Consider the following 20973-nt stretch of genomic DNA (forward strand, 5'->3'; position numbering starts at 1 on the left):
TTACAATGACAAAAGCAATCGTGACGACAAACCCTTTGCGTAAAATACACTTTTAGGTGCTTAACAGGTCAAATAGGCCTTAGAACTCTCTCTTATAGCTCACGCCAAATTGATCGCGCTGCCCATACGAGTTGTCGATATAAGAGCCAAAAATCCCCAAGCTGTCTCGATCTGTTAATGCATAGGTCAATCCGGCACCAATACTATATCCGGAATAGTTATTTGATCCGCGCGAGCCCACAAAACCCGTCTTGAATATCCAGTTATCGCTAAGAGACTTCAGGACCAGCGCGCCAATATACCCACCTTTGCTGGATGTAGAGGCCAACAGGCTGTCGTCCAAGTTCAGGTCGATATCCGCAAGCTGGCCATCGGTATAATTCACCCCGAACGCAGGAAAAATCTGCCAACCTGCGGGCTGAATGCCAAACGCGCCGAGCGGGACGAAGCTTCCGATCGAATATTGAGTCTGGCGAATGCCACTGGACAGTTCCTTGCGAGAGGCCGCGACATTTACGATCCCGAAGCCAAACAAATATGATCCGCCAAGCGACCATTCTTTGTTTTCAGTGATCGAGGCGTTGACCTTGGTCACAGGCCCAAAGGCCACCGATCCAGACAGAGTCGCAAAATCGGAATACCTCACTCCGAGCTTTGTAATCACTTTCGTTGGATCTTCAGACAGCTTTTGGGGGGACTCTGCTGACACCGATGCCGGTGCACATAGCAATAGCACCACCGCACTATACGCAAATTTCATAGAGTCCCCTTGCCGTTAGGTAAGATAGTCTGAACGTTGCAGACTATATTTCGCCATCTTTTCATTCAACGTGCGACGCGGCAAGCACAGTTCCTCCATCACGCTGGCAATTGATCCCCGATGACGGCGCATGGTATTGTCGATCAACATCCGCTCAAAGGCTTCGACGTATTCTTTCAACGGCTTACCTTCTGTGGTCATCACAGGTTGCATTTCGTCGTGGTCATTCATCAATAATGAGGCAATGGTCCCTTCCCCACGGCGCGATTGCAACACGGCCCGTTCCACAAGATTGATCAACTGACGCACATTGCCGGGCCAAGGGGCCTGCAGCAATTGCGCCGCCTCTTGGGCGCTGACTTTGGGGGCATCACAGCCGTATTCATCGGCGAACTGATCACTGAGACGCGTGAACAACGTCAGGATATCTTCGCCACGTTGACGCAACGGTGGCACCGTCAGTTTGAGCGCCGCCAGGCGGTAGAACAAATCCGAACGCAAGGCATCTTCGCAGGTCCGATCCTGTTCCTGCATGTTGGAGATCGCAATAATCCGCGTCTCGGCCGGCGTGCCCTGCTCGTTGATCACATTCAACAGGCGCGCCTGAAGCGTATCGCTCAGCGCTTCGATATCTTCGAGCACCAAAGTCCCGCCGCGCGCTTCTTCGATGGCAGGCAACTGGCTGTCTTCCGGCTGCATCGGCCCAAACAACCGCTTGGCCAAAGCGTCCTCTTCAAAGGCGGCACAGCTGACCAGAACAAACTTCTTGCCTGCACGGCTGCCGACAGCATGCAACGCATGGGCCACCAATGTTTTGCCGGTTCCGGTTTCACCATCGATCAGAACATGGCCATCCGCCTGCCCCAAATCCAAAATGTCTTCCTTAAGGCGCTCCATCACCGGACTTGAGCCAATCAATTTCTTGATCAACTGTCCACCGTCGCTCAGTTCACGCCGCAAGGCGCGGCTGTCCAATGTCAAACGCCGCGCTGACGTTGCCTTTTTGGCAAGCTGGCTCATGCGGTCAGGATTGAACGGTTTTTCAAGAAAGTCGAACGCACCAACGCGCATGGCCTCAACCGCCATCGGCACATCGCCATGGCCGGTGATCATAATAACAGGCAGGGCACTGTCCGCCCCCATCAGTTTCTTAAGGAACTGCATGCCATCCATGCCGGGCATTTTGATGTCGGAAATGACAATTCCCGGATATTCTGCGCCCAACGCCTTAAGCGCGTCTTCGGCGCTGGCAAAGGTTTCCGTGTCATAGCCGGACAACGCGAGCCATTGGCTGATTGATTGACGCATATCCTGTTCGTCATCAACAATCGCGATTTTCATACCTTGGGCCATTCGTTACTCCGCCGCTTCTATATCTTCACTTAAAATAGGAAGCTGAACTTCAAATACAGCCCCCCGTCCCTGTCCGTTTCGTGCCGTGAGACGCCCACCAAGATCGCTTACGATCCCCGATGAGATGGCAAGGCCCAGCCCAACCCCATCCCCGGGTTGTTTCGTGGTGAAAAACGGCTCGAACAAATTGTCCAAATCTTCGATACCCGGACCATTGTCACGCACCGTCAACGTCGCGGTTTCACCTGCAGCGAGCAACACCTCGATTTCGGGATCGACTTCGGCCTCGGTGGCATCAAGCGCGTTGCGCAGCAGATTGATAATCACCTGTTCAATCCGAACACGATCCGCCATCACCCGCACAGGAACATCCGGCACAATCCGGCTGATCCGTACGTGACGCTGGCGCAGTTGGGGTTCCATCATGGACAACGCCGAATTCAAGGCCGCACTCAGATCAACCGCAGCGAAATCATCGCCGCCTTTTCGGGCATACGATTTCAATTGTTTGGTGATGGACCCCATCCGCTCGATCAAATCATCAATGCGCTGAAAACTTGACAATGCCTCTTCGGGGCGATTGCGGCGCACCAAGAGACGCGCGCCCGCAAGATACGTCCGCATAGCGGCAAGGGGTTGATTCAATTCGTGACTAACGGCAGCTGACATTTCGCCCAATGCCGCAAGCTTAGAGCTTTGGGCCAGAGATTGTTCTGCGACCGCAAGACTTTCCTGCATGCGCTCGCGTTCGGCAATCTCGCGTTGCAACCGCAAATTCAACGCCCGCAGTCCCGCGGATTCCCGCTGAAACAGGGCCATCTGCAGGGTATTTTTCCGATTGAGAAAGTAAAACGCCAAAGCCAAAAGGATCGCAAAACCCATAATTTCAAGCGCGAGTACGGCGTTCACCCGCTCTCGTACGCTGTTGTACGTTGTAAATGACGTCATGCGCCAACCGCGAAACGGAATACGCACATCTTCGCGCATCACGCCCTCGCCTTGAAAATAGGCATCTGCGGGCACGGCGGTCCAATCTGAGGTGGCTTGAATGGCGCGCTCGATCGCCCCTTCGGCAGGTTGTCGCGCAAGGGCCGCCCCCTCGGTCAATCCACGCCAGCGCGGTTCTGACGTCAAGATAACGACGCCTTCGCTATCCGTCACGAAAACAGCGTCTGAAATTCCGGCCCACGCGCGTTCAAACTTTTGAAGATCCACTTCAACCGCGATCACGCCGATCACCTGACCTTGGCTGTCTAGGCGCCGTGCATAGGTGAAATGATACGCGCCGCTTTCCTGCTTCTCTACGGAAAACACCGTAGCATTAGAGTTCAGAGCGTTGATGAAATAGGGTTTTTCGAAATGGTTGGCCCCAATTCGTGTACGCTCTGTCGCCGCAACAGTGCGCCCCTCGGCATCAAGCATCATCAGTGAGGCTGCGCCAATTTCATCCACAAATGAAATCAAACGAGAGGTGGATTGCGAAAAATCGCTCGAGACCAAAGCCGCGATAAGCGCTGGATCTTTAGACAACAGTTGAGGAACAATCGCATTGCGCCGCAATTCGGATTGCAGGTTACCAGAATAGAGCGCCATGCGCAGCTCGGCCCGATTGCGGGTGTTCTGTGTAAAGCGGTCTGTCAGATAACTGTGCGTGACCCAGATCGTGGCACACGCGATGACACTCAGCCCCACAAGCGCAAGACGCACGCGCCAATTGGTTGGCGCGGCTTTGGTGGTGTCTTGATCCCGAAAAGGTAACTCTGTCATAAATGTCAGAGTACGCCGCGCGCGCGGCGTGCTCAAGTCATGCAGTCGCCAACTGGTCCATCAGCGAGCGGAACATTGCCACCCCGTCGGTCCCGCCGTGGCCTTCGTCGGCGGCGCGCTCTGGATGCGGCATCATTCCCAACACGCGACGGTTCTTGGACACAACGCCAGCGATGTCAGCAACAGATCCGTTCGGATTGTCGGCATATTTGAAAGCGATACGCCCTTCGTCCTGAAGCTGCGCCAGTTTGGCATCATCCACAAAATAATTGCCATCATGGTGCGCGATCGGAATGTGGATCGATTGCCCAACCGAATATCCTGACGTGAACGCGGTATCAGCAGTTTCGACAGTTAATTCAACCGTGCGGCAGATATACTTGAGACCTGCATTGCGGCGCAATGCACCGGGCAAAAGACCTGTTTCCGTCAAGATTTGAAATCCGTTGCAAATCCCCAGAACATAGCCGCCGCGCTCGGCATGGCTGACGACGGATTGGCAAATTGGAGAATTCGCAGCAATCGCGCCACAGCGCAGGTAATCGCCAAACGAAAAGCCGCCCGGCACGCCAACAATATCGACGTCCTGTGGCAAGGCCGTGTCTTTGTGCCAAACCATCGTGACATCCGCACCCGCACGTTCGAATGCAACGGCCATATCCCGATCACAGTTCGAACCGGGGAAAACAATGACGGCCGCCTTCATCCCATCAGCTCCACGCGATAGCTTTCGATCACCGTATTGGCCAAAAGTTTTTCACACATCTCGGTCACGGTGGACTCGGTCGACCCTTCGGCCAGATCCAGCTCGATCACTTTGCCTTGACGAACACCTTCTACGCCATCAAATCCGAGCGATCCCAATGCGTGGCGCACGGCCTCGCCTTGTGGATCCAGAACCCCGTTTTTCAGCATCACATAGACACGCGCTTTCATCTGCTTATTTCTCCGGTCTTGGCCTTAAGAAGCAAGTTCTGCTTCTTTCTTGCAAAAATACTCTGATCTATGCCGAACACGGCGATAGGATTAGTTGACGAGGGTCGGTTTTGGACCTGTGCCTTTGGGCAATACACCCAAACGGCGCGCGACTTCGGAATATGCATCGGTCAGGCTTCCTAGATCGCGACGGAACACATCTTTGTCCAGCTTCTGACCGGTTTCCAGATCCCACAGGCGACAACTGTCTGGGCTGATTTCATCCGCGACCACAAGACGCTGGAAATCACCATCATACACACGGCCAATTTCGATTTTGAAATCAATCAACTTGATTCCGACACCGAACATGACACCCGACAGGAAATCATTTACCCGAAGCGCGAGCCCAAGGATATCATCCATATCTTGCTGACCGGCCCATCCAAAGGCGGCGATATGCTCTTCGCTGACCAAAGGATCGCCCAGCGAGTCATCTTTATAGCAATATTCAACGATCGGGCGCGGCAATTGCGTACCTTCTTCGATCCCAAGGCGTTTGCTCATGGTGCCTGCGGCGAAATTGCGCACGATCACTTCCAACGGAATAATCTCGCAAGACCGCACGAGCTGTTCGCGCATATTCAAACGCTTGAGAAAATGCGTCGGAACACCAATCTGATTCAACCCAGTCATAAAATACTCGGAAAGACGGTTGTTGAGGGCACCCTTGCCATCGATCACGTCTTTCTTTTCCGCGTTAAACGCGGTCGCATCGTCTTTAAAATACTGGATAATTGTTCCCGGCTCTGGGCCTTCAAACAAAATCTTGGCTTTGCCTTCGTAAATCTTCTTGCCACGCGCCATGGAATCTCTTTCCTGTCCGGCGGGGATGAATCCCCAGTTCTTTGCGCCCTCTTAATCTATGGGCAGCATTGTCGCAAGCTCGCGCGCCCCCCTTGCGGCTTTGCGACCCAAAGGGCATAACAAGGTCAACACCAACGTATGCAGGGGAATCTCTAGATGACCACCTTTGACGACCGCGAAAACGCCTTTGAAGCCAAGTTTGCTCATGACGAAGAAATGAACTTCAAAGCAGAAGCACGCTGCAACAAGCTGCTTGGCCTTTGGGCAGCAGAGAAACTTGGCAAATCCGGTGATGACGCCGACACATATGCCAAAACCGTTGTGATTGCCGACTTTGAAGAAGCTGGCCACGAAGACGTGGTCCGCAAAGTTGTGGCCGACCTTGAAGGGCATACAACAGCCGAAGAAATTCGCGCAAAACGGTCCGAGCTTTTGGCTGTTGCCAGAAAACAGATCATGACCGAAACCTGATTATTCAGGGTTTACGGCGATAAGATTGTGAAACGCGTGTTGTGAGAACAACGCGCGTTTTTTACTTTGCACAGATGAGTTTACCGCTTGGGCGGTCCTCCGCCTCATGATTTGCATGAGAATTTTGCAATTGCCCCGCCCCCGACGGCATGACAAATGTGCGCCAAACGCCTTTTGCGAGTATAAGGAGAGACCGATGACCAATGCCCTATCCAAAATGCTGGAAACGCGGGACTGGATCATGGCTGACGGAGCGACCGGAACAAATCTGTTCAATATGGGTCTCAGCTCTGGCGATGCGCCTGAAATGTGGAACGAAGAACATCCGGATCGGATCAAGAAACTGTATAGCCTTGCCGTCGACAACGGCAGCGATCTGTTTTTGACCAACTCGTTTGGCGGGAATGCCTCGCGTCTTAAACTGCACAATGCAGGCCATCGGGCGCGCGAACTGTCGCGCATGTCGGCAGAAATTGGGCGTGAAGTCGCTGATGCCGCAGGTCGCCCCATCGTTGTGGCCGGATCTGTCGGCCCCACAGGCGATATCATGCAACCGGTTGGCACCCTAAGCCACGCCGACGCCGTCGAGATTTTCCACGAGCAGGCCGAAGGCCTCAAGGAAGGGGGCGCGGACGTTCTGTGGCTTGAAACCATTTCCGCCCCAGAGGAATATCGCGCTGCGGCCGAAGCCTTTGGATTGGCCGGAATGCCTTGGTGTGGCACCATGAGCTTTGACACCGCTGGGCGCACAATGATGGGCCTGACCAGTCAGGACATGGTGCAAATGGTGGAAACGCTGGACAACCCGCCCATCGGCTTTGGCGCGAACTGCGGCACAGGCGCATCAGATTTGTTGCGCACCGTGCTCGGCTTTGCGGCCCAAGGCAGCGAGCGGCCGATCATTGCCAAAGGCAACGCAGGTATTCCTAAGTATGTGGACGGCCACATTCATTACGATGGCACACCGGAATTGATGGGCGAATATGCCGTCATGGCGCGTAATTGTGGGGCGACGATTATTGGCGGCTGCTGTGGCACCATGCCAGAGCACCTTGCGGCCATGCGCAAAGCGCTTGAGGCTAACGACAAAGGGCCGCGTCCCACACTTGAGCAGATCACCGATGTGCTGGGTCCATTTTCGTCAGCCGGTGATGGCACAGGCGACGACGAAGCGCAGGCCCCTGCCCGTCGCAGATCGCGCCGCCGCACATAATTGCACATTTTTTATGCACCCATCAGGCCGGACCCCAGTTTCTGGCCTGATGCATGACAGAATGCCCCTCACTTTGACTTAGATCAGAGTGGCTCTGCGAAATGCTCTCTCAGACTGTGAGTGTCGGAATGGTTCCGGCTCTGCTGCTCTGTGTTTGGCAGGGCGCATTGATCCTGCAAAGGAGAAATTTATGAGCATTCTATTCACCAAGATGACCCCCACCGCTCGCGAAATCGCTGAAGCTGCGCTGAGGTCCCAAGGAATTCTGGCACCGGACGCGCCGCTTGAATATGCGTTCGAAGTTCACAGCAACGAGCGTGATGCGCTTGAAAAAGCGCGTGTGGCCTATGATCACAAAATTGATGCCTGTCCGCCCAATGATCACGACTGCATTGCCCGAATGGCCATTGCCAAGGCAAAATTCATCCGCAGCACGTTAGACGCGGCGCCGTCCTAAAACAGCGACAGCTGATCCCCGGCTTTTGGCGGCAGAGCAAACAAATCCGAGCGCAACGCCTTTTGCGCCCAGTTCAGCCCGTTGCGCTTCATGGCAAGCGCCATGCGGGCGGAAATGATTTTTGCGTAAGGCCCTGTGCCATGCATGCGTCGGCCCCAATCCGCGTCATAAGGTTTGCCGCCGTGCATATCGCGCACATGCCCCATCACGCGCGTCGCCCGATCCGGCACATGGGCCACAAGCCATTCCTGAAACAGGTCCGAGACCTCTCTGGGCAGGCGCAACATGATCCAACTGGCCGACGTCGCGCCTGCCTCGGCCCCAAGTTCCAAAATGCGCTCGGCCTCGTGATCGGTCAGACCCGGCACAACTGGCGACACCATAACCCGCGTCGGAATACCCTGACTTGCGAGGGTTTTGATAACTTTGAGCCGTCTTGCGGGTGACGGCACGCGCGGCTCCATCGCCCGGGCCAGCTTGTGATCCAAAGTGGTGATCGAAACCCCCACCTCAACCAGCCCCTTTTGCGCCATGTCACCCAAAATATCCGCGTCTCGCTCAATCAGCGTGCCCTTGGTCACAATCGTCACCGGATGATGAAACGCGTTCAGAACTTCGAGGCACTGACGCATGATGGTTTGGGCACCTTCAACAGGTTGATACGGGTCGGTGTTGGTGCCAATCGCAAGCGGTGCCACCCGATACGACGGGCGGCGCAACTCGGACTCGAGCACCTGCGCGGCGTTCGGGCGCGCGATCAACTGGGTTTCGAAATCCAATCCCGGTGACAACCCCAAATAGGCATGGGTCGGTCTGGCAAAACAATAGATGCACCCGTGTTCACACCCACGATACGGGTTAATCGATCGGTCAAACGGAATATCAGGCGAGGTATTGCGCACAATCATGCCGCGGGCATCTTGCAGATGCAGCACCGTTTCAAACGGCGTGCGCTCTTCTGGGATGTCCCACCCATCAGAAATGTCGACTCGTGCCACATCAAAACGCCCGGTCTGATTACTTTGCGCGCCGCGCGCTTTGCGGCGCCGGTCATCAATCATAAGTTGGTCCGTATCTGACATTGCTAGCTTTTAGAACATAAAGGGAACATTTGCAATCTACCCCATGATTCTCATGAATGTTTTTCACACCAAATGCGCAAAATCGTCGTTATAAGTCGGAAGCAGTGCAACCGATGTCGCAAATTTGACAGTCGAAAACGCAGAAAAAGAAGAACTCTGTTTGAAACACAACCTGGCGCGCGCGCCGATTATCAAGGATACGCCCATGTCTGAAGAAGACGATATCATTCTGGCGGAGCTGGATGACGAAGAATTAGTCCAGCAAATGTTTGACGATCTTTACGACGGTCTGAAAGAAGAGATCGAAGAAGGCGTCAACATTCTGATCGGTCGTGGCTGGATGCCATACTGCGTCCTGACCGAAGCGCTCGTGGGTGGCATGACCATTGTGGGTGCTGACTTCCGTGACGGTATCCTGTTTGTGCCAGAGGTTCTTTTGGCCGCCAACGCGATGAAAGGTGGCATGGCCATCCTCAAGCCGCTGTTGGCTGAAACCGGTGCCCCTCAGGTCGGTAAAATGGTGATTGGAACCGTCAAAGGTGACATTCACGACATTGGCAAAAACCTTGTGTCCATGATGATGGAAGGCGCTGGTTTCGAAGTTGTCGACCTTGGCATCAATAACGCCGTAGAGAGCTATCTTGAGGCGCTGGAAGCCGAAAAGCCGGACATTCTTGGCATGTCTGCACTTTTGACCACAACCATGCCTTACATGAAGGTGGTGATTGATACGCTGGTCGAGCAAGGCATTCGCGATGATTATACCGTTCTCGTGGGTGGTGCGCCGCTCAACGAAGAATTTGGCAAAGCCATCGGTGCAGACGCCTATTGCCGTGATGCTGCCGTTGCTGTGGAAACAGCCAAAGAATACATGTCGCGCAAGCACAACCGCATGAGCGCCTAAGGATCAACGATCTTTCCAATGAGATCCTTGTGGCCCCGCCTTCTCACCGGGGCCACATTTTTTCGCGCGGTCGCATGACGTCTGCATGGAAAACATGATGATGTCGCGTACGGGGCTTTGTGTATCTCGATTTTGCCCCTAGGCTTGGACAGATTGATTTGCAAAGGTACATGACATGACCCATCCCTCTGCACCGCCAGATGACGCCACGCTGTCCGACATCGGATTGCCCGTGACCCCATCCGAAAACCGGATTTTGCTGATTGCCTGCGGGGCTTTGGCGCGTGAAATTCTTGATATCACCAAACGCAACAATTGGTCTCACATGGACCTGACATGTTTGCCCGCAAATCTGCATTTGTATCCGGAAAAAATTGTACAGGCGGTGCGCGATGCGGTTGCCAAACACCGTGCGGCTTATGACAAGATATTTATTGTGTATGCGGATTGCGGCACTGGCGGGTTGCTAGAACAAGCCTGTGACGAGATGGGAGTGGACATGGTAAAAGGGCCACATTGTTACAGCTTTTTTGAGGGAAATCAAAAGTTTGAAGAGATAAGCGAAAGTGAATTCACGGCATTTTATCTCACGGATTTTCTTGTACGCCAATTTGATGCGTTCATTTGGAAACCCATGGGGCTGGATCGTCATCCAGACCTGAAAGACATGTATTTCGGGAACTATGAGAAACTGGTGTACCAAGCGCAAACCGATGATCCCGAGTTGACGCAAAAGGCAAAAGCCTGTGCAGACCGGTTAGGGCTGGCGTTCGAGCGGCGCTTTACCGGTTATGGTGATCTGCCTGCAACCTTGGGACAACTTTAGCAGGCCCAGCGGATTAGGTCAGCGACGTCACCCACAGGATCAAGGCATCTTCGTCTGACACCGATACCACATTGTGGCCCATGGTTCCGTCATAATACGCGCTGTCACCGCGACGCATTTCGACCGGTTCATAGAATTCGGTGTACAGACGCACGACACCTGTCAGGACATAGAGAAACTCTTCTCCGTCGTGGCGCACCCATCCGTCAAATTCGTCAATGGAACGCGCCCGTACGCGCGCACGATACGGCAACATGGCCTTTTTGCTCAGGGTTTCGGCCAAGAGCTCGTGCTCATAGGTGGTGGTCGCCTGATGAACACCTTCGCCGGATTTCACCACAGCCATACGACCGTTCACCTGATCTTGTTGCGGGGGTGTAAACAGCTGTGGCACCGATATCTCGAGCCCGACCGCCAGTTTCTTGAGCGCATCATAGGTCGGTGACATCTGACCATTTTCGATCTTGGACAATGTCGAGCGCGCAAGCCCCGCCTGCCCCGCAGCCTGTTCCAATGTCCAGCTTCGGGCTTTGCGCAATTCTCGCACCCGAAGACCCAAATCCAACGGCTCTACGTGGTGGTGTTCACCGTTTTCTCGGGCCACTTTGATCAGTGATTTGGGGTCTTTGTCTGTCATGAAACAGCTTCTACCCTGTCCACCTAGGCACTTGCAACTGCTGGCCCCTGAACATACCAAAGACCCATGCATTCCTTATTTGATCTTGGCGCATTCCCCTGTGCCCCCGCATCCTTCAATATGGCGGCTCATGTGTTGGCTCATGCCGACAAAACGCCAGATAAAGTTGCCCTATCGGTGATTTCGCTGACGGATGTTGACGACTGGACATATGGCGCACTTAAGTCTGCGGTTCTTGGCACGGGCGCGGGTTTGCTCAAGCACGGGCTGAAACCCGGTGACCGAGTGATTATGCGGCTGGGAAACACCGTTGAATTCCCAATTGCCTATCTGGCCTGTATCGCCGTTGGCCTGATCCCTGTGCCAACCTCGTCCCAGCTCACGGCTAGCGATGTGGAAAAGATGGTGGCAGAGCTGGCACCATCTGCCATTCTGCGCGCCCCGACGGTGGCTTGCCCCGAGACGCCGGGAATTGTGCAGATTGATCTTGAGGCCCTTGAAGACATGCGCGAATACCCCCCCGCGTCCTATGACATGGGGAATCCGGATCGGTTGGCGTATATTATTTACACGTCAGGCACGTCAGGCGTACCACGGGCAGTATGTCATGCGCATCGGGCCATTTGGGCACGCCAAATGATGCATGACGGGTGGTACGGGCTCCAGAGCAATGACCGTCTCATGCATGCCGGCGCATTTAACTGGACCTATACATTGGGCACCGGATTGATGGACCCTTGGTCGGTGGGGGCAACAGCGCTTATTCCCGCAAGTGCGGTTTCGATCACCGAATTGCCGACGTTGCTGGCCCAGCACAAAGCCAGTATTTTTGCCGCGGCCCCCGGCGTTTATCGAAAGATGCTATCGGATCATCCGGATTTGCATTTGCCAGATTTGCGCCACGGGCTTTCGGCTGGCGAAAAACTGTCCGAAACCATCCGCGAGGAATGGCTGAACGACACGGGGACCGCGCTCTATGAAGCGTACGGAATGTCAGAGTGTTCGACCTTTATCTCGGCCAGCCCAAGCGCCCCGGCTCATCCCGATACATTGGGCAAACCGCAAAATGGTCGCCGTATCGCAATCGTAGATTCCGCAGGCCCCGTGCCTGTTGGGTCCGAAGGCACCATTGCCATTGATCGGCGCGACCCCGGATTGATGTTGGGGTATTGGAATGCGCCAGAGGATACGGCCGCGCGTTTTCAAAACGATTGGTTTCTTACCGGGGATCAGGGGATCATGGATCGTGACGGCTATATCACCTATGCAGGCCGCGCAGACGACATGATGAACGCAGGTGGATATCGCGTGTCCCCCCTTGAGGTCGAAGCCGCCCTAAGCCGATACCCTGGTCTGCTTGCCGTAGGGGTGATCGACGTCGAGATCAAACAAGACGTCCGCGTAATCGCAGCGTTTTTCACAGCCTCCAAGGCAGTCGACATTGCGGATCTTGAGACATTTGCGACCCGCACACTTGCCCGTTATAAACAGCCCAGATTGTTCAAACAGCTGGACGCTCTTCCAACCAATCCCAACGGCAAACTAAGCCGACGCGCATTGCGTGAAAACTTTGAGGCACCAAAATGATCAAGCTCGACATCCTGTCCGACCCAATCTGTCCTTGGTGTCTTATTGGCAAAACCCAGCTGGAAACCGCTCTGGCGGCCGAGCCAGATCACCCGTTCACCGTAGAGTGGCACCCGTTCCAATTGAACCCCGACATGCCCAAAGACGGGATGGATCGCCGCCTGTATTTGGAAACAAAATTCGGCGGAAAAGACCAAGCGATCAAAGTCTATGCGCAAATCGCCCAGCACGCCGAAAAGATCGGACTTGAGATTGATTTCGGCGCCATCAAGCGCACGCCCAACACGGTTGATGCCCATCGCCTGATTCACTGGGCTGGCATAGAAGGCAAACAGAACGACGTTGTTGACGCCTTGTTCGCGGCCTATTTCAAAGAAGGTCGTGACATTGGCAATATCGAAGTCCTTGCGGATATCGCAGACAGTGCCGGATTGGACGCAGCAGTTGTGATCAAACTTTTGCAGTCTGATGCGGATATCGACAATATCCAGAAACGCGACACACATAGCCGCGAAATGGGTGTCACATCAGTGCCCACATTTATTGTGGATGGCAAGCATGCCGTCCCCGGTGCACAGGCCCCCGAACTTTGGCAAAAGGTGATCGCAGAACTGCGGGAAAGGGAAAACGCAACATGACACCTGGTGAACGTATTATCGCACTGTTGCTTTTGATTGCGCCGACCATCGGCAGCGGCACGGTATTTTTCCACTTTGTCGAAGGCTGGAGCTGGATCGACAGCTATTTCTTTTCGGTTGTCACCTTGTCCACCGTCGGCTACGGAAGCCTTGTGCCTGCCACAGCTCTTGGCAAGATCGGCACCACCGTATTTATTTTCACAGGCATCGGCATTTTCGCCTTTGTGATCCAGCAATTCTCGAAAATCACCGCAGAAAAACACGCGGCGCATTCTGAATGGCTTGTCGCACGGCTGGGACATCACAAGGCTCCAATCGAACCGCATGCCGACAATCAGGACGATCGACCCGTAGCATGACACAAAAACTCGCGATCTCGCGCACCGAGTTCGTTGCATTATGTGCGATGATGTTTGCCACCATTGCATTTTCGATAGATGCCATGTTGCCAGCTCTGCCCACAATTGGGCAGGAACTTAGCCCAAACGATTTGAACAAAGCCCAACTGATTGTCACAAGCTTTGTGCTTGGGATGGGACTTGGAACCTTTTTCACAGGCCCCCTGTCCGATCACTTTGGCCGGAAACCAGTGCTGATGGGCGGCGCGCTGGTGTATTCGATTTGTGCCTTTGTTGGATGGTTTAGCCAGTCGCTGGAAATGGTCCTATTGGCGCGATTTTTCCAAGGTGTTGGCGCGGCGGGCCCCCGTATTGTCACCATGGCCATGATCCGGGATTTGTTTTCTGGGCGCGAAATGGCGCGCATTGTGTCGTTTGCCATGATGATCTTTACCATCGTGCCAGCGATTGCCCCTTCGTTGGGGGCGGTGATCATTGCTTTTGCAGGATGGCGTGGGGTGTTTATTTCATTCATCGTGTTTTCGGTCATTTCAGTGCTGTGGATTGGTCTGCGCTTGCCCGAACCCTTGCCTGAAACGCAACGGCGCCGCTTTGGTCTGACCCAACTGACGGACGGGATCATCGAGATGTGGAGAATGCCCACGGTGCGCGTCACAGTGATCGTGCAAGCCCTTTGCTTTGCTGGGCTGTTCGGCATGATTTCGTCGGTTCAACAGGTCTATGACACAACATTCGGACGTGCGGAGACTTTCCCGCTTTGGTTTGGTGCGATTGCATTGGTATCTGGCAGCGCCAGTTTGCTGAATGCCAGCCTTGTCATGCGATTGGGCATGCGGTTCCTGATCACGTTTTCATTGGGCATGCAGATTGTATTCTGTGCGCTCATGTTGCTGTGCGCCCTGATCTTGCCGATGGGAAATCTGTTGTTTGCAGCTTTTGTCATCTGGCAGACATCCGTATTTTTTATGGTCGGGATGACCCTAGGCAACTTGAATTCAATCGCAATGGAACCCCTTGGGCATATGGCAGGCACCGCAGCCAGCGTGATGGGCGCATTCGCAACCATCCTTGGGGGCGCAATGGCAATCCCAATCGGGCTGGCCTTTGATGGCACTGTTGTACCATTGGCCTTTGGCATTGGCGCGGCGTGCACCATTGCGTTTGGGTTGATGCTCTACATGAAGCGCATTGAAGAGTTCGAGGGCCGCCCCTAGCACGGCTTTTGGGGTGCGAAATCTCGCATACCCGCCGCACACACGGATAAGCGCGCCGCCTATTTGGCCTTGGCGCGCTTTTTCTCAGCGACGACCTTGGTCGCCAAATCCCGTGCGATCGCAAAGGCCCCTTTGATTTTGTCGCTTTCTTTTTTCCAATCGCGACGCACAACGATTTTGTTGTCTTTGACCTTGGCCAGTCCGCGCTGATCCTGAATGAACTCGACCAGCCCCTGAGGGGAAGCGAATTTGTCGTTGTGGAACTGCAACGTGGCCCCTTTTGGACCTCCGTCCAGCTTGGCAATACCGGCCTTTTTGCACATTTCCTTGATCCGCACGATGAGCAAAAGCGTGTTCACTTCTTTGGGCAGTTTGCCAAAGCGGTCAATAAGTTCCGCTGCGAACCCTTCGAGTTCGACCTTGCTGTGCAATCCGCTTAGGCGGCGGTACAGTCCAAGACGCACATCCAGATCAGGTACATAATCCTCTGGGATCAGAACCGGCACGCCCAGATTGATCTGTGGCGCCCATTGATCATCCGCATCACTCAGCCCTTCAAGCTCGCCCGCCTTGATCTTGGCGATCGCCTCTTCAAGCATCGATTGATAGAGCTCATATCCCACATCCCGCATCTGGCCGGATTGCTCTTCGCCCAACAGGTTCCCTGCCCCGCGAATATCCAAATCCTGAGATGCCAGCGTAAAGCCCGCCCCCAATGTGTCCAGAGACCCCAAAACCCGGAGCCGCTTTTCCGCCGCAGCCGTGAGTTTCATGCGGGGCTTGGTGGTCAAATATGCGTATGCGCGGGTTTTTGAACGCCCAACCCGTCCACGAATTTGATACAGCTGTGACAGGCCAAACATATCTGCACGATGCACAACCATCGTGTTCGCCGTTGGGATATCCAACCCGGATTCCACAATCGTCGTCGCCAGAAGCACATCGAACTTGCCATCATAAAAGGCATTCATCCGGTCATCCAGCTCTCCGGCGGCCATCTGGCCATGGGCCGTCACCACACGCAATTCGGGCAGTTGCTCGCGCAGGAAGCTTTCGATATCCGGCAAATCACTGACGCGTGGCACCACGTAAAAGCTTTGCCCACCACGATAGTGTTCACGCAACAGGGCCTCGCGGATGGTGACCGCGTCAAATTCACTGACATAGGTCCGGATTGACAACCGATCGACTGGCGGCGTGCCGATAATCGACAGATCCCGGACACCCGACAATGACAACTGGAGCGTACGCGGAATTGGCGTCGCCGTCAGCGTCAGCACATGCACGTCAGAGCGCATTTGTTTGAGCCGTTCCTTGTGACTCACGCCAAAGTGCTGTTCTTCATCGATAATCAATAACCCAAGGTTCTTGAACCGCACAGATTTCGCCAACAACGCATGCGTACCGATGACGATATCAACCGTGCCGCGCGCCATGCCATCACGGGTTTTTTCGGCGTCTTTGGCAGACACAAACCGCGACAGACTTTGGACCTCAAGAGCAAAGCCGCGAAAACGCTCGGCAAACCCTTTGTAGTGCTGGCGCGCCAACAATGTGGTTGGAGCAATGATGGCCACCTGAACCCCAGACATCGCAGCCACAAACGCGGCGCGCATGGCGACTTCGGTTTTCCCGAATCCAACATCTCCACAGACCAGCCGATCCATGGGCTGGCCCGACGACATATCCGCCAACACATCTTCGATGGCACGCAGCTGGTCGTCGGTTTCCTGATACGGGAACCGTGCGCTAAAGGCCTCCCATGCATGATGTTCGGCTTCCATCACAGGGGCTGTGCGCAATGCCCGCTCTGCGGCGACACGGATCAAACGATCCGCCATCTCGCGGATACGCTCTTTGAGTTTTGCCTTTTTGGCCTGCCATGCCCCGCCGCCCAAACGATCAAGGATGGCCTCGTCATGGCCATATTTTGACAGCAGTTCAATATTTTCAACCGGCAGGTAAAGCCTTGAATTCTCGGCATACTCTAGGCTGATGCATTCATGCGCCGCCCCAGCCGCAGTGATCACCTCGAGACCGTGGTATCGCCCGATCCCGTGATCGACATGCACCACCAGATCTTTGGGAGATAGCGACTGTGTTTCGGTCAGAAAGTTCTCGGCGCGGCGACGTTTACGCGGAGCCCTGATCAAACGATCTCCGAGCACGTCTTGTTCTGAAATCACCGTCATGCCCGGCATTTCAAAACCGTGCTCTAGCGCCCAAACAGCCAGATACAATCCGGATTTGCCAATTCTCGAGGCGTCCGTGATCTGAATGGTTTCGGCCAGACCTTCGTCTTCGATCAATCCGCTCAGGCGTTCTCTTGCGCCCTCGGAATAGCTGGCGACAAGCACCGGACCGTTGGCCTGCTTTGATCTGATGTGCGCGGCCAGCGCGCCAAACAAACTAACGCTTTCTTGCTGACGCTCGGGGGCAAAATTGCGCCCGATGCGACCGCCCGCATCAATCGATCCCGGACCGCTGGCTTGCGGCAGTGGCTTGAAATGCAATACGCGGCGGCCAGAAACCGCCTCGGCCCATGCTGCATCATCCATATACAACAGCTCTGGCGGGACCGGCTTATATACCGTATCCAGCCGCGCTTTTTGGCTTAGGGCATGATGGCGTGTTTCATATTGATCTGCCACGGAATCCCAACGTGCAAGTCGGGTTGCATCCGATTGATCATCCAAGGAAATTGTTGCCTGAGGCAGATAGTCAAACAAGGTTTCCAAACGTTCATGAAAAAATGGAAGCCAGTGCTCGATGCCCTGATGTTTGCGCCCTGCACTGATGGCCTCATAGAGCGGATCATCGGTTCCGGCGGCGCCAAATTCGATCCGGTAAGACTGGCGAAACCGTGTGACGGCAGCCTCGTCCAGAATGACCTCTGACACAGGTGCCAGTTCGATCAAGTCAAGTTTTTCTGTCGTGCGCTGGGTCGCCGGATCAAAGCGGCGCGCCCCATCCAGCACATCCCCGAACAAATCAAGCCGCACCGGTCCGCTATCACCCGGAGGATAGATATCAATGATCCCTCCCCGCACGGCATAATCACCCGGCTCCATCACTGTTGGCGCTTGGCTAAATCCCATACGCACCAAAAATGCGCGCAGCGCCTTTTCGTCGATCTGATATCCCACTTGGGCCTTAAACGCCGCCTCGCGCAAAATTTCGCGCGCTGGCAGGCGTTGTGTGGCCGCGTTCAGCGTGGTCAACAACACAAACCGCTCGGGCATCCCATGCACAAGCCCAGCCAAGGCCGCCATACGCGCCGCAGAGATGTCTGCGTTCGGCGACACGCGATCATACGGCAAACAATCCCAGCCTGGAAACGTAATAACAGGCATATCCGGTTGAAAGAACGCCAGCCCCGCCTGCAGCGCCGCCAGCCGTTTGTCATCGCGCGCAATATGCAGCACCGGCCCCGATGATTTGGCAACCTCGTCAAGGATCAAGCGCGCATCAAGCCCTTCGGGTGCGCCACCTACGGTGATGTGTTTGGTATTTCCCATGGGTGTACTCTGCTTAGCCGATTGGCGAGCTGTTGAAATTCTGGAACATGCCCCAGAGCGAGGTCACAAAAATCGAGATCATCCCAATCACCTGTGTCCAAATGCGATGCCGGATCAAACGTTTGCACAACAGTTCGCCGCGCGCATCCTCTTCCTGAATACGGGCCGCTGTTGACAGGCTCATGAGACCAATCAAAGACATCGGAAACAACAACATGAACACCGCTTGGGCAAATTCAATGCCATAGACAAATCCGACAATGGCCAAGCCGGTCAAAACAAAGCACGCCAATGCCAAAAGCCAGAGACCAGACACACGCCCGATATATAGCAAACGGTTGGTATTGATCCGCATAAGATCCTCAAGGTCGATCTCGCTTTGGCCACCCACGCGCCGCGCGCGCAATATGGTATCAAACGGCACCCCGATCACCCAGTGGCTGGCCGACGACCACATTACCGCAAGCGCAATCCAAAACCAAAGGTTCGAGAAGCTTCGCATGTCGATGAGTTCAAAAACTGTTTGGTACCAATTCACGACAATGACCCTTGTAGAATAGAAATTCCACATAGCGCGCACAGAGGGCAATTCCTAGTCTTGTGATGCGGGAAAATCCGTGGCACCCCAAGGAAGCTGAAAAATGAGGACCGTCATGAGCCATTCTCCCGCTGCCTTTCCTGCCGCACGCTTGCGCCGCACCCGTCAATCACCGTCTGTGCGCAATCTTGTGCGCGAGCACACGTTGACGGTGGATGACCTGATTTGGCCCGTATTTGTGCGCGACGGCGAAGGTGTCGAGGAACCCATTGCGTCTATGCCGGGCGTCATGCGTCAATCCGTCGACAAGATCGTCGAAGCCGCGCGCGAGGCCGCTGATCTGGGCATTCCGGCAATCTGCCTGTTTCCCTATACCGATCCGGCGTTGAAATCCGAAGATTGCGCCGAGGCGTGGAATCCCGACAACCTGTCCAACCGTGCAACCCGTGCGATCCGATCCGCCGTGCCGGACATGACGATCATGACAGATGTTGCGTTGGACCCCTATAGCAGCAGCGGGCACGACGGGTTTGTTCAAGACGGCAAAATCCTAAACGATGAAACGATCGAAGCCTTGGTCAAACAGGCCCTTAGCCAAGCCGAGGCAGGATCAGACATTATCGGGCCATCCGATATGATGGACGGCCGCATTGGTGCCATCCGCACAGGACTGGAAAATACGGGCCACTCGGACGTAATGATCATGTCTTATGCGGCGAAATATGCCAGCGCCTTTTACGGACCGTTTCGTGATGCGGTGGGTGCCTCTGGCGCCCTGAAGGGTGACAAAAGCACCTATCAGATGGACCCCGGAAATACGCGCGAGGCCTTGCGTCTTGTGGCGCGCGATCTGGACGAAGGGGCCGACATGGTCATGGTCAAACCGGGCATGCCCTATCTGGACATCTGCAAACAGGTCAAAGACAAATTCGGCGCACCCACGTTTGCCTATCAGGTGTCGGGCGAATACGCGATGATCATGGGGGCTGCGCAAAACGGCTGGATTGATGGCGACAAAGCGATGATGGAAAGCCTGCTTGGGTTCAAGCGCGCCGGATGTGATGGCATATTGACGTATTTCGCGCCCGCTGTCGCGCGCAGGCTTGCGAAACCCTAAGAACAACAAAGCGGTGTGTGAATTGTCGTTGTTTCTAGTGACAGTGCATTGTGCTGTCTCTATAATCGCGCGCAACGACCGGTCAAAGCCGGCGGTATGAGCACAACAAAAATACAGGCATGTAAAAATGAACACTTTTTCCAGAAGAAGCTTTGCCCTGACAGGGCTGGCCTCGCTCGGGGTGACCGCCGCGTGCGGAAACGGCGTCGGCAGCAACGGTGCACAAGAGATTGATGCACGCGTCGACAACACTTTGGATTACCTCTATTCCAACCATCCCAATTCGGTTGATCTTGCAAATAAGGCCACAGGTATTCTGGTGATGCCCGTCGTCACCGAGGCCGGGTTTGGTTTTGGCGCTGGGTACGGTCGTGGCGCATTGCGCGTCAACGATGTCACTGTCGACTATTACTCTGCAACCAAAGGCAGCTTTGGTCTTCAGATCGGCGCCTCACAATATGCCCACGTTCTATTCTTTATGACACAGGGCGCACTGGAAGAATTCCGTCGCTCGCGCGGCTGGGCCGCCGGAGCCGACTTGAAATATGCTGTGATCGACGAGGGCCAAACGCTCGCCGCGGGCACAACAACCGTTTTGGCACCGGTAATTGCCGTGATCTTTGGGCAGGCTGGCCTGCAGGTCGGCGCGACCTTGGAAGGCGTGAAATACTCGCGCATCATCCCCTAACGGTCGGGCACTTGTTAGAAAACAACAAAGGCGTTCTGAGATATCTCAGAACGCCTTTTTAC

The 20973-nt window shown here is 54.7% G+C and carries 21 protein-coding genes; 11 read left to right on the forward strand and 10 right to left on the reverse strand.

Translation table 11 applies throughout. The features are described 5' to 3' along the window. Nucleotides 1-79: 79 nt before the first annotated feature. From FAP39_RS07315 to purC, 6 genes are all read right to left on the reverse strand, one after another. Nucleotides 80-760, reverse strand: a complete 681-nt coding sequence (locus tag FAP39_RS07315; RefSeq protein ID WP_138015740.1) for a hypothetical protein — start codon at nucleotides 758-760, stop codon at nucleotides 80-82. Between the two features lie 15 nt (nucleotides 761-775). Then, complete coding sequence (locus FAP39_RS07320) at nucleotides 776-2113, reverse strand: sigma-54-dependent transcriptional regulator (RefSeq protein ID WP_138015741.1); 1338 nt, start codon at nucleotides 2111-2113, stop codon at nucleotides 776-778. 3 nt (nucleotides 2114-2116) lie between these two features. Beyond that, nucleotides 2117-3880: a sensor histidine kinase gene (locus FAP39_RS07325; RefSeq protein ID WP_138015742.1), complete on the reverse strand. Its 1764-nt coding sequence runs from the start codon at nucleotides 3878-3880 to the stop codon at nucleotides 2117-2119. Nucleotides 3881-3917: 37 nt separating this feature from the next. Beyond that, a complete protein-coding gene (gene purQ, locus FAP39_RS07330; RefSeq protein WP_138015743.1) occupies nucleotides 3918-4586 on the reverse strand; it encodes a phosphoribosylformylglycinamidine synthase subunit PurQ in 669 nt (222 codons plus the stop codon). Continuing rightward, nucleotides 4583-4816: a phosphoribosylformylglycinamidine synthase subunit PurS gene (gene purS / locus FAP39_RS07335; RefSeq protein WP_138015744.1), complete on the reverse strand. Its 234-nt coding sequence runs from the start codon at nucleotides 4814-4816 to the stop codon at nucleotides 4583-4585. The genes purQ and purS overlap by 4 nt, the downstream gene beginning before the upstream one ends. Nucleotides 4817-4906: 90 nt before the next feature. Beyond that, on the reverse strand, nucleotides 4907-5662 hold the full coding sequence (gene purC, locus FAP39_RS07340; protein ID WP_138015745.1) for a phosphoribosylaminoimidazolesuccinocarboxamide synthase: 756 nt from the start codon (nucleotides 5660-5662) through the stop codon (nucleotides 4907-4909). Nucleotides 5663-5818: 156 nt separating this feature from the next. Between purC and FAP39_RS07345 the strand changes: the two genes are divergently transcribed. From FAP39_RS07345 to FAP39_RS07355, 3 genes are all read left to right on the forward strand, one after another. After that, nucleotides 5819-6133: a DUF1476 domain-containing protein gene (locus FAP39_RS07345; protein ID WP_138015746.1), complete on the forward strand. Its 315-nt coding sequence runs from the start codon at nucleotides 5819-5821 to the stop codon at nucleotides 6131-6133. 196 nt (nucleotides 6134-6329) lie between these two features. After that, nucleotides 6330-7346: a betaine--homocysteine S-methyltransferase gene (bmt, locus tag FAP39_RS07350; RefSeq protein ID WP_138015747.1), complete on the forward strand. Its 1017-nt coding sequence runs from the start codon at nucleotides 6330-6332 to the stop codon at nucleotides 7344-7346. A gap of 190 nt (nucleotides 7347-7536) precedes the next feature. Next, nucleotides 7537-7803 carry a ubiquitin family protein gene (locus tag FAP39_RS07355; RefSeq protein WP_138015748.1) on the forward strand — a complete coding sequence of 89 codons (267 nt, stop codon included), beginning with the start codon at nucleotides 7537-7539 and terminating at the stop codon, nucleotides 7801-7803. Here FAP39_RS07355 and FAP39_RS07360 read toward each other — a convergent pair. Continuing rightward, nucleotides 7800-8885: a PA0069 family radical SAM protein gene (locus tag FAP39_RS07360; protein ID WP_138015749.1), complete on the reverse strand. Its 1086-nt coding sequence runs from the start codon at nucleotides 8883-8885 to the stop codon at nucleotides 7800-7802. The genes FAP39_RS07355 and FAP39_RS07360 overlap by 4 nt on opposite strands. Before the next feature lie 205 nt (nucleotides 8886-9090). Here FAP39_RS07360 and FAP39_RS07365 point away from each other — a divergent pair, with 205 nt between their 5' ends. Both FAP39_RS07365 and FAP39_RS07370 read left to right on the forward strand, forming a co-directional pair. Next, nucleotides 9091-9789: a corrinoid protein gene (locus tag FAP39_RS07365; RefSeq protein WP_138015750.1), complete on the forward strand. Its 699-nt coding sequence runs from the start codon at nucleotides 9091-9093 to the stop codon at nucleotides 9787-9789. 175 nt (nucleotides 9790-9964) lie between these two features. Next, on the forward strand, nucleotides 9965-10615 hold the full coding sequence (locus tag FAP39_RS07370; protein ID WP_138015751.1) for a DUF1638 domain-containing protein: 651 nt from the start codon (nucleotides 9965-9967) through the stop codon (nucleotides 10613-10615). Nucleotides 10616-10628: 13 nt separating this feature from the next. Here the strand turns inward: FAP39_RS07370 and FAP39_RS07375 are convergent, their stop codons facing one another. Then, complete coding sequence (locus FAP39_RS07375) at nucleotides 10629-11252, reverse strand: helix-turn-helix domain-containing protein (RefSeq protein WP_138015752.1); 624 nt, start codon at nucleotides 11250-11252, stop codon at nucleotides 10629-10631. Nucleotides 11253-11318: 66 nt separating this feature from the next. On the opposite strand from FAP39_RS07375, the gene FAP39_RS07380 reads away from it, so the two are divergent. The 4 genes from FAP39_RS07380 to FAP39_RS07395 are packed head-to-tail and all read left to right on the forward strand — an operon-like array spanning nucleotide 11319 to nucleotide 15050. Continuing rightward, nucleotides 11319-12839 (forward strand): class I adenylate-forming enzyme family protein, encoded by a 1521-nt coding sequence (locus tag FAP39_RS07380; protein ID WP_138015753.1) that lies wholly within the window; start codon nucleotides 11319-11321, stop codon nucleotides 12837-12839. Further along, a complete protein-coding gene (locus tag FAP39_RS07385) occupies nucleotides 12836-13477 on the forward strand; it encodes a DsbA family oxidoreductase (protein WP_138015754.1) in 642 nt (213 codons plus the stop codon). Before FAP39_RS07380 ends, FAP39_RS07385 begins: the two co-directional genes overlap by 4 nt. Continuing rightward, nucleotides 13474-13836, forward strand: a complete 363-nt coding sequence (locus FAP39_RS07390; RefSeq protein WP_138015755.1) for a potassium channel family protein — start codon at nucleotides 13474-13476, stop codon at nucleotides 13834-13836. The genes FAP39_RS07385 and FAP39_RS07390 overlap by 4 nt, the downstream gene beginning before the upstream one ends. Next, a complete protein-coding gene (locus tag FAP39_RS07395) occupies nucleotides 13833-15050 on the forward strand; it encodes a multidrug effflux MFS transporter (RefSeq protein ID WP_138015756.1) in 1218 nt (405 codons plus the stop codon). Before FAP39_RS07390 ends, FAP39_RS07395 begins: the two co-directional genes overlap by 4 nt. A 59-nt stretch (nucleotides 15051-15109) precedes the next feature. Here the strand turns inward: FAP39_RS07395 and mfd are convergent, their stop codons facing one another. Continuing rightward, nucleotides 15110-18568, reverse strand: a complete 3459-nt coding sequence (gene mfd / locus FAP39_RS07400; RefSeq protein ID WP_138015757.1) for a transcription-repair coupling factor — start codon at nucleotides 18566-18568, stop codon at nucleotides 15110-15112. Nucleotides 18569-18581: 13 nt separating this feature from the next. After that, a complete protein-coding gene (locus tag FAP39_RS07405; RefSeq protein WP_138015758.1) occupies nucleotides 18582-19106 on the reverse strand; it encodes a component of SufBCD complex in 525 nt (174 codons plus the stop codon). A gap of 115 nt (nucleotides 19107-19221) precedes the next feature. Here FAP39_RS07405 and hemB point away from each other — a divergent pair, with 115 nt between their 5' ends. Together hemB and FAP39_RS07415 are read left to right on the forward strand one after the other, a co-directional pair. Continuing rightward, entirely contained in the window at nucleotides 19222-20223 is a 1002-nt protein-coding gene (gene hemB / locus FAP39_RS07410) for a porphobilinogen synthase (protein ID WP_138015759.1), read from the forward strand. 127 nt (nucleotides 20224-20350) lie between these two features. Further along, on the forward strand, nucleotides 20351-20911 hold the full coding sequence (locus FAP39_RS07415; RefSeq protein ID WP_138015760.1) for a lipid-binding SYLF domain-containing protein: 561 nt from the start codon (nucleotides 20351-20353) through the stop codon (nucleotides 20909-20911). Nucleotides 20912-20973: the final 62 nt, after the last annotated feature.

The sequence above is a fragment of the Shimia litoralis genome (genome assembly GCF_005518135.1).
Taxonomy (GTDB): domain Bacteria; phylum Pseudomonadota; class Alphaproteobacteria; order Rhodobacterales; family Rhodobacteraceae; genus Shimia_E; species Shimia_E litoralis.

What these genes read in the sequence shown, in the direction of transcription:
- FAP39_RS07345 (WP_138015746.1), top strand. Translation starts at nt 5,819, where the DNA reads ATGACCACCTTTGACGACCGCGAAAACGCCTTTGAAGCCAAGTTTGCT.
- purS (WP_138015744.1), bottom strand. Translation starts at nt 4,816, where the DNA reads ATGAAAGCGCGTGTCTATGTGATGCTGAAAAACGGGGTTCTGGATCCA.
- purQ (WP_138015743.1), bottom strand. Translation starts at nt 4,586, where the DNA reads ATGAAGGCGGCCGTCATTGTTTTCCCCGGTTCGAACTGTGATCGGGAT.
- mfd (WP_138015757.1), bottom strand. Translation starts at nt 18,568, where the DNA reads ATGGGAAATACCAAACACATCACCGTAGGTGGCGCACCCGAAGGGCTT.
- hemB (WP_138015759.1), top strand. Translation starts at nt 19,222, where the DNA reads ATGAGCCATTCTCCCGCTGCCTTTCCTGCCGCACGCTTGCGCCGCACC.
- FAP39_RS07315 (WP_138015740.1), bottom strand. Translation starts at nt 760, where the DNA reads ATGAAATTTGCGTATAGTGCGGTGGTGCTATTGCTATGTGCACCGGCA.
- bmt (WP_138015747.1), top strand. Translation starts at nt 6,330, where the DNA reads ATGACCAATGCCCTATCCAAAATGCTGGAAACGCGGGACTGGATCATG.
- FAP39_RS07355 (WP_138015748.1), top strand. Translation starts at nt 7,537, where the DNA reads ATGAGCATTCTATTCACCAAGATGACCCCCACCGCTCGCGAAATCGCT.
- FAP39_RS07380 (WP_138015753.1), top strand. Translation starts at nt 11,319, where the DNA reads ATGCATTCCTTATTTGATCTTGGCGCATTCCCCTGTGCCCCCGCATCC.
- purC (WP_138015745.1), bottom strand. Translation starts at nt 5,662, where the DNA reads ATGGCGCGTGGCAAGAAGATTTACGAAGGCAAAGCCAAGATTTTGTTT.
- FAP39_RS07320 (WP_138015741.1), bottom strand. Translation starts at nt 2,113, where the DNA reads ATGGCCCAAGGTATGAAAATCGCGATTGTTGATGACGAACAGGATATG.
- FAP39_RS07360 (WP_138015749.1), bottom strand. Translation starts at nt 8,885, where the DNA reads ATGTCAGATACGGACCAACTTATGATTGATGACCGGCGCCGCAAAGCG.
- FAP39_RS07370 (WP_138015751.1), top strand. Translation starts at nt 9,965, where the DNA reads ATGACCCATCCCTCTGCACCGCCAGATGACGCCACGCTGTCCGACATC.
- FAP39_RS07325 (WP_138015742.1), bottom strand. Translation starts at nt 3,880, where the DNA reads ATGACAGAGTTACCTTTTCGGGATCAAGACACCACCAAAGCCGCGCCA.
- FAP39_RS07390 (WP_138015755.1), top strand. Translation starts at nt 13,474, where the DNA reads ATGACACCTGGTGAACGTATTATCGCACTGTTGCTTTTGATTGCGCCG.
- FAP39_RS07415 (WP_138015760.1), top strand. Translation starts at nt 20,351, where the DNA reads ATGAACACTTTTTCCAGAAGAAGCTTTGCCCTGACAGGGCTGGCCTCG.
- FAP39_RS07365 (WP_138015750.1), top strand. Translation starts at nt 9,091, where the DNA reads ATGTCTGAAGAAGACGATATCATTCTGGCGGAGCTGGATGACGAAGAA.
- FAP39_RS07395 (WP_138015756.1), top strand. Translation starts at nt 13,833, where the DNA reads ATGACACAAAAACTCGCGATCTCGCGCACCGAGTTCGTTGCATTATGT.
- FAP39_RS07385 (WP_138015754.1), top strand. Translation starts at nt 12,836, where the DNA reads ATGATCAAGCTCGACATCCTGTCCGACCCAATCTGTCCTTGGTGTCTT.
- FAP39_RS07375 (WP_138015752.1), bottom strand. Translation starts at nt 11,252, where the DNA reads ATGACAGACAAAGACCCCAAATCACTGATCAAAGTGGCCCGAGAAAAC.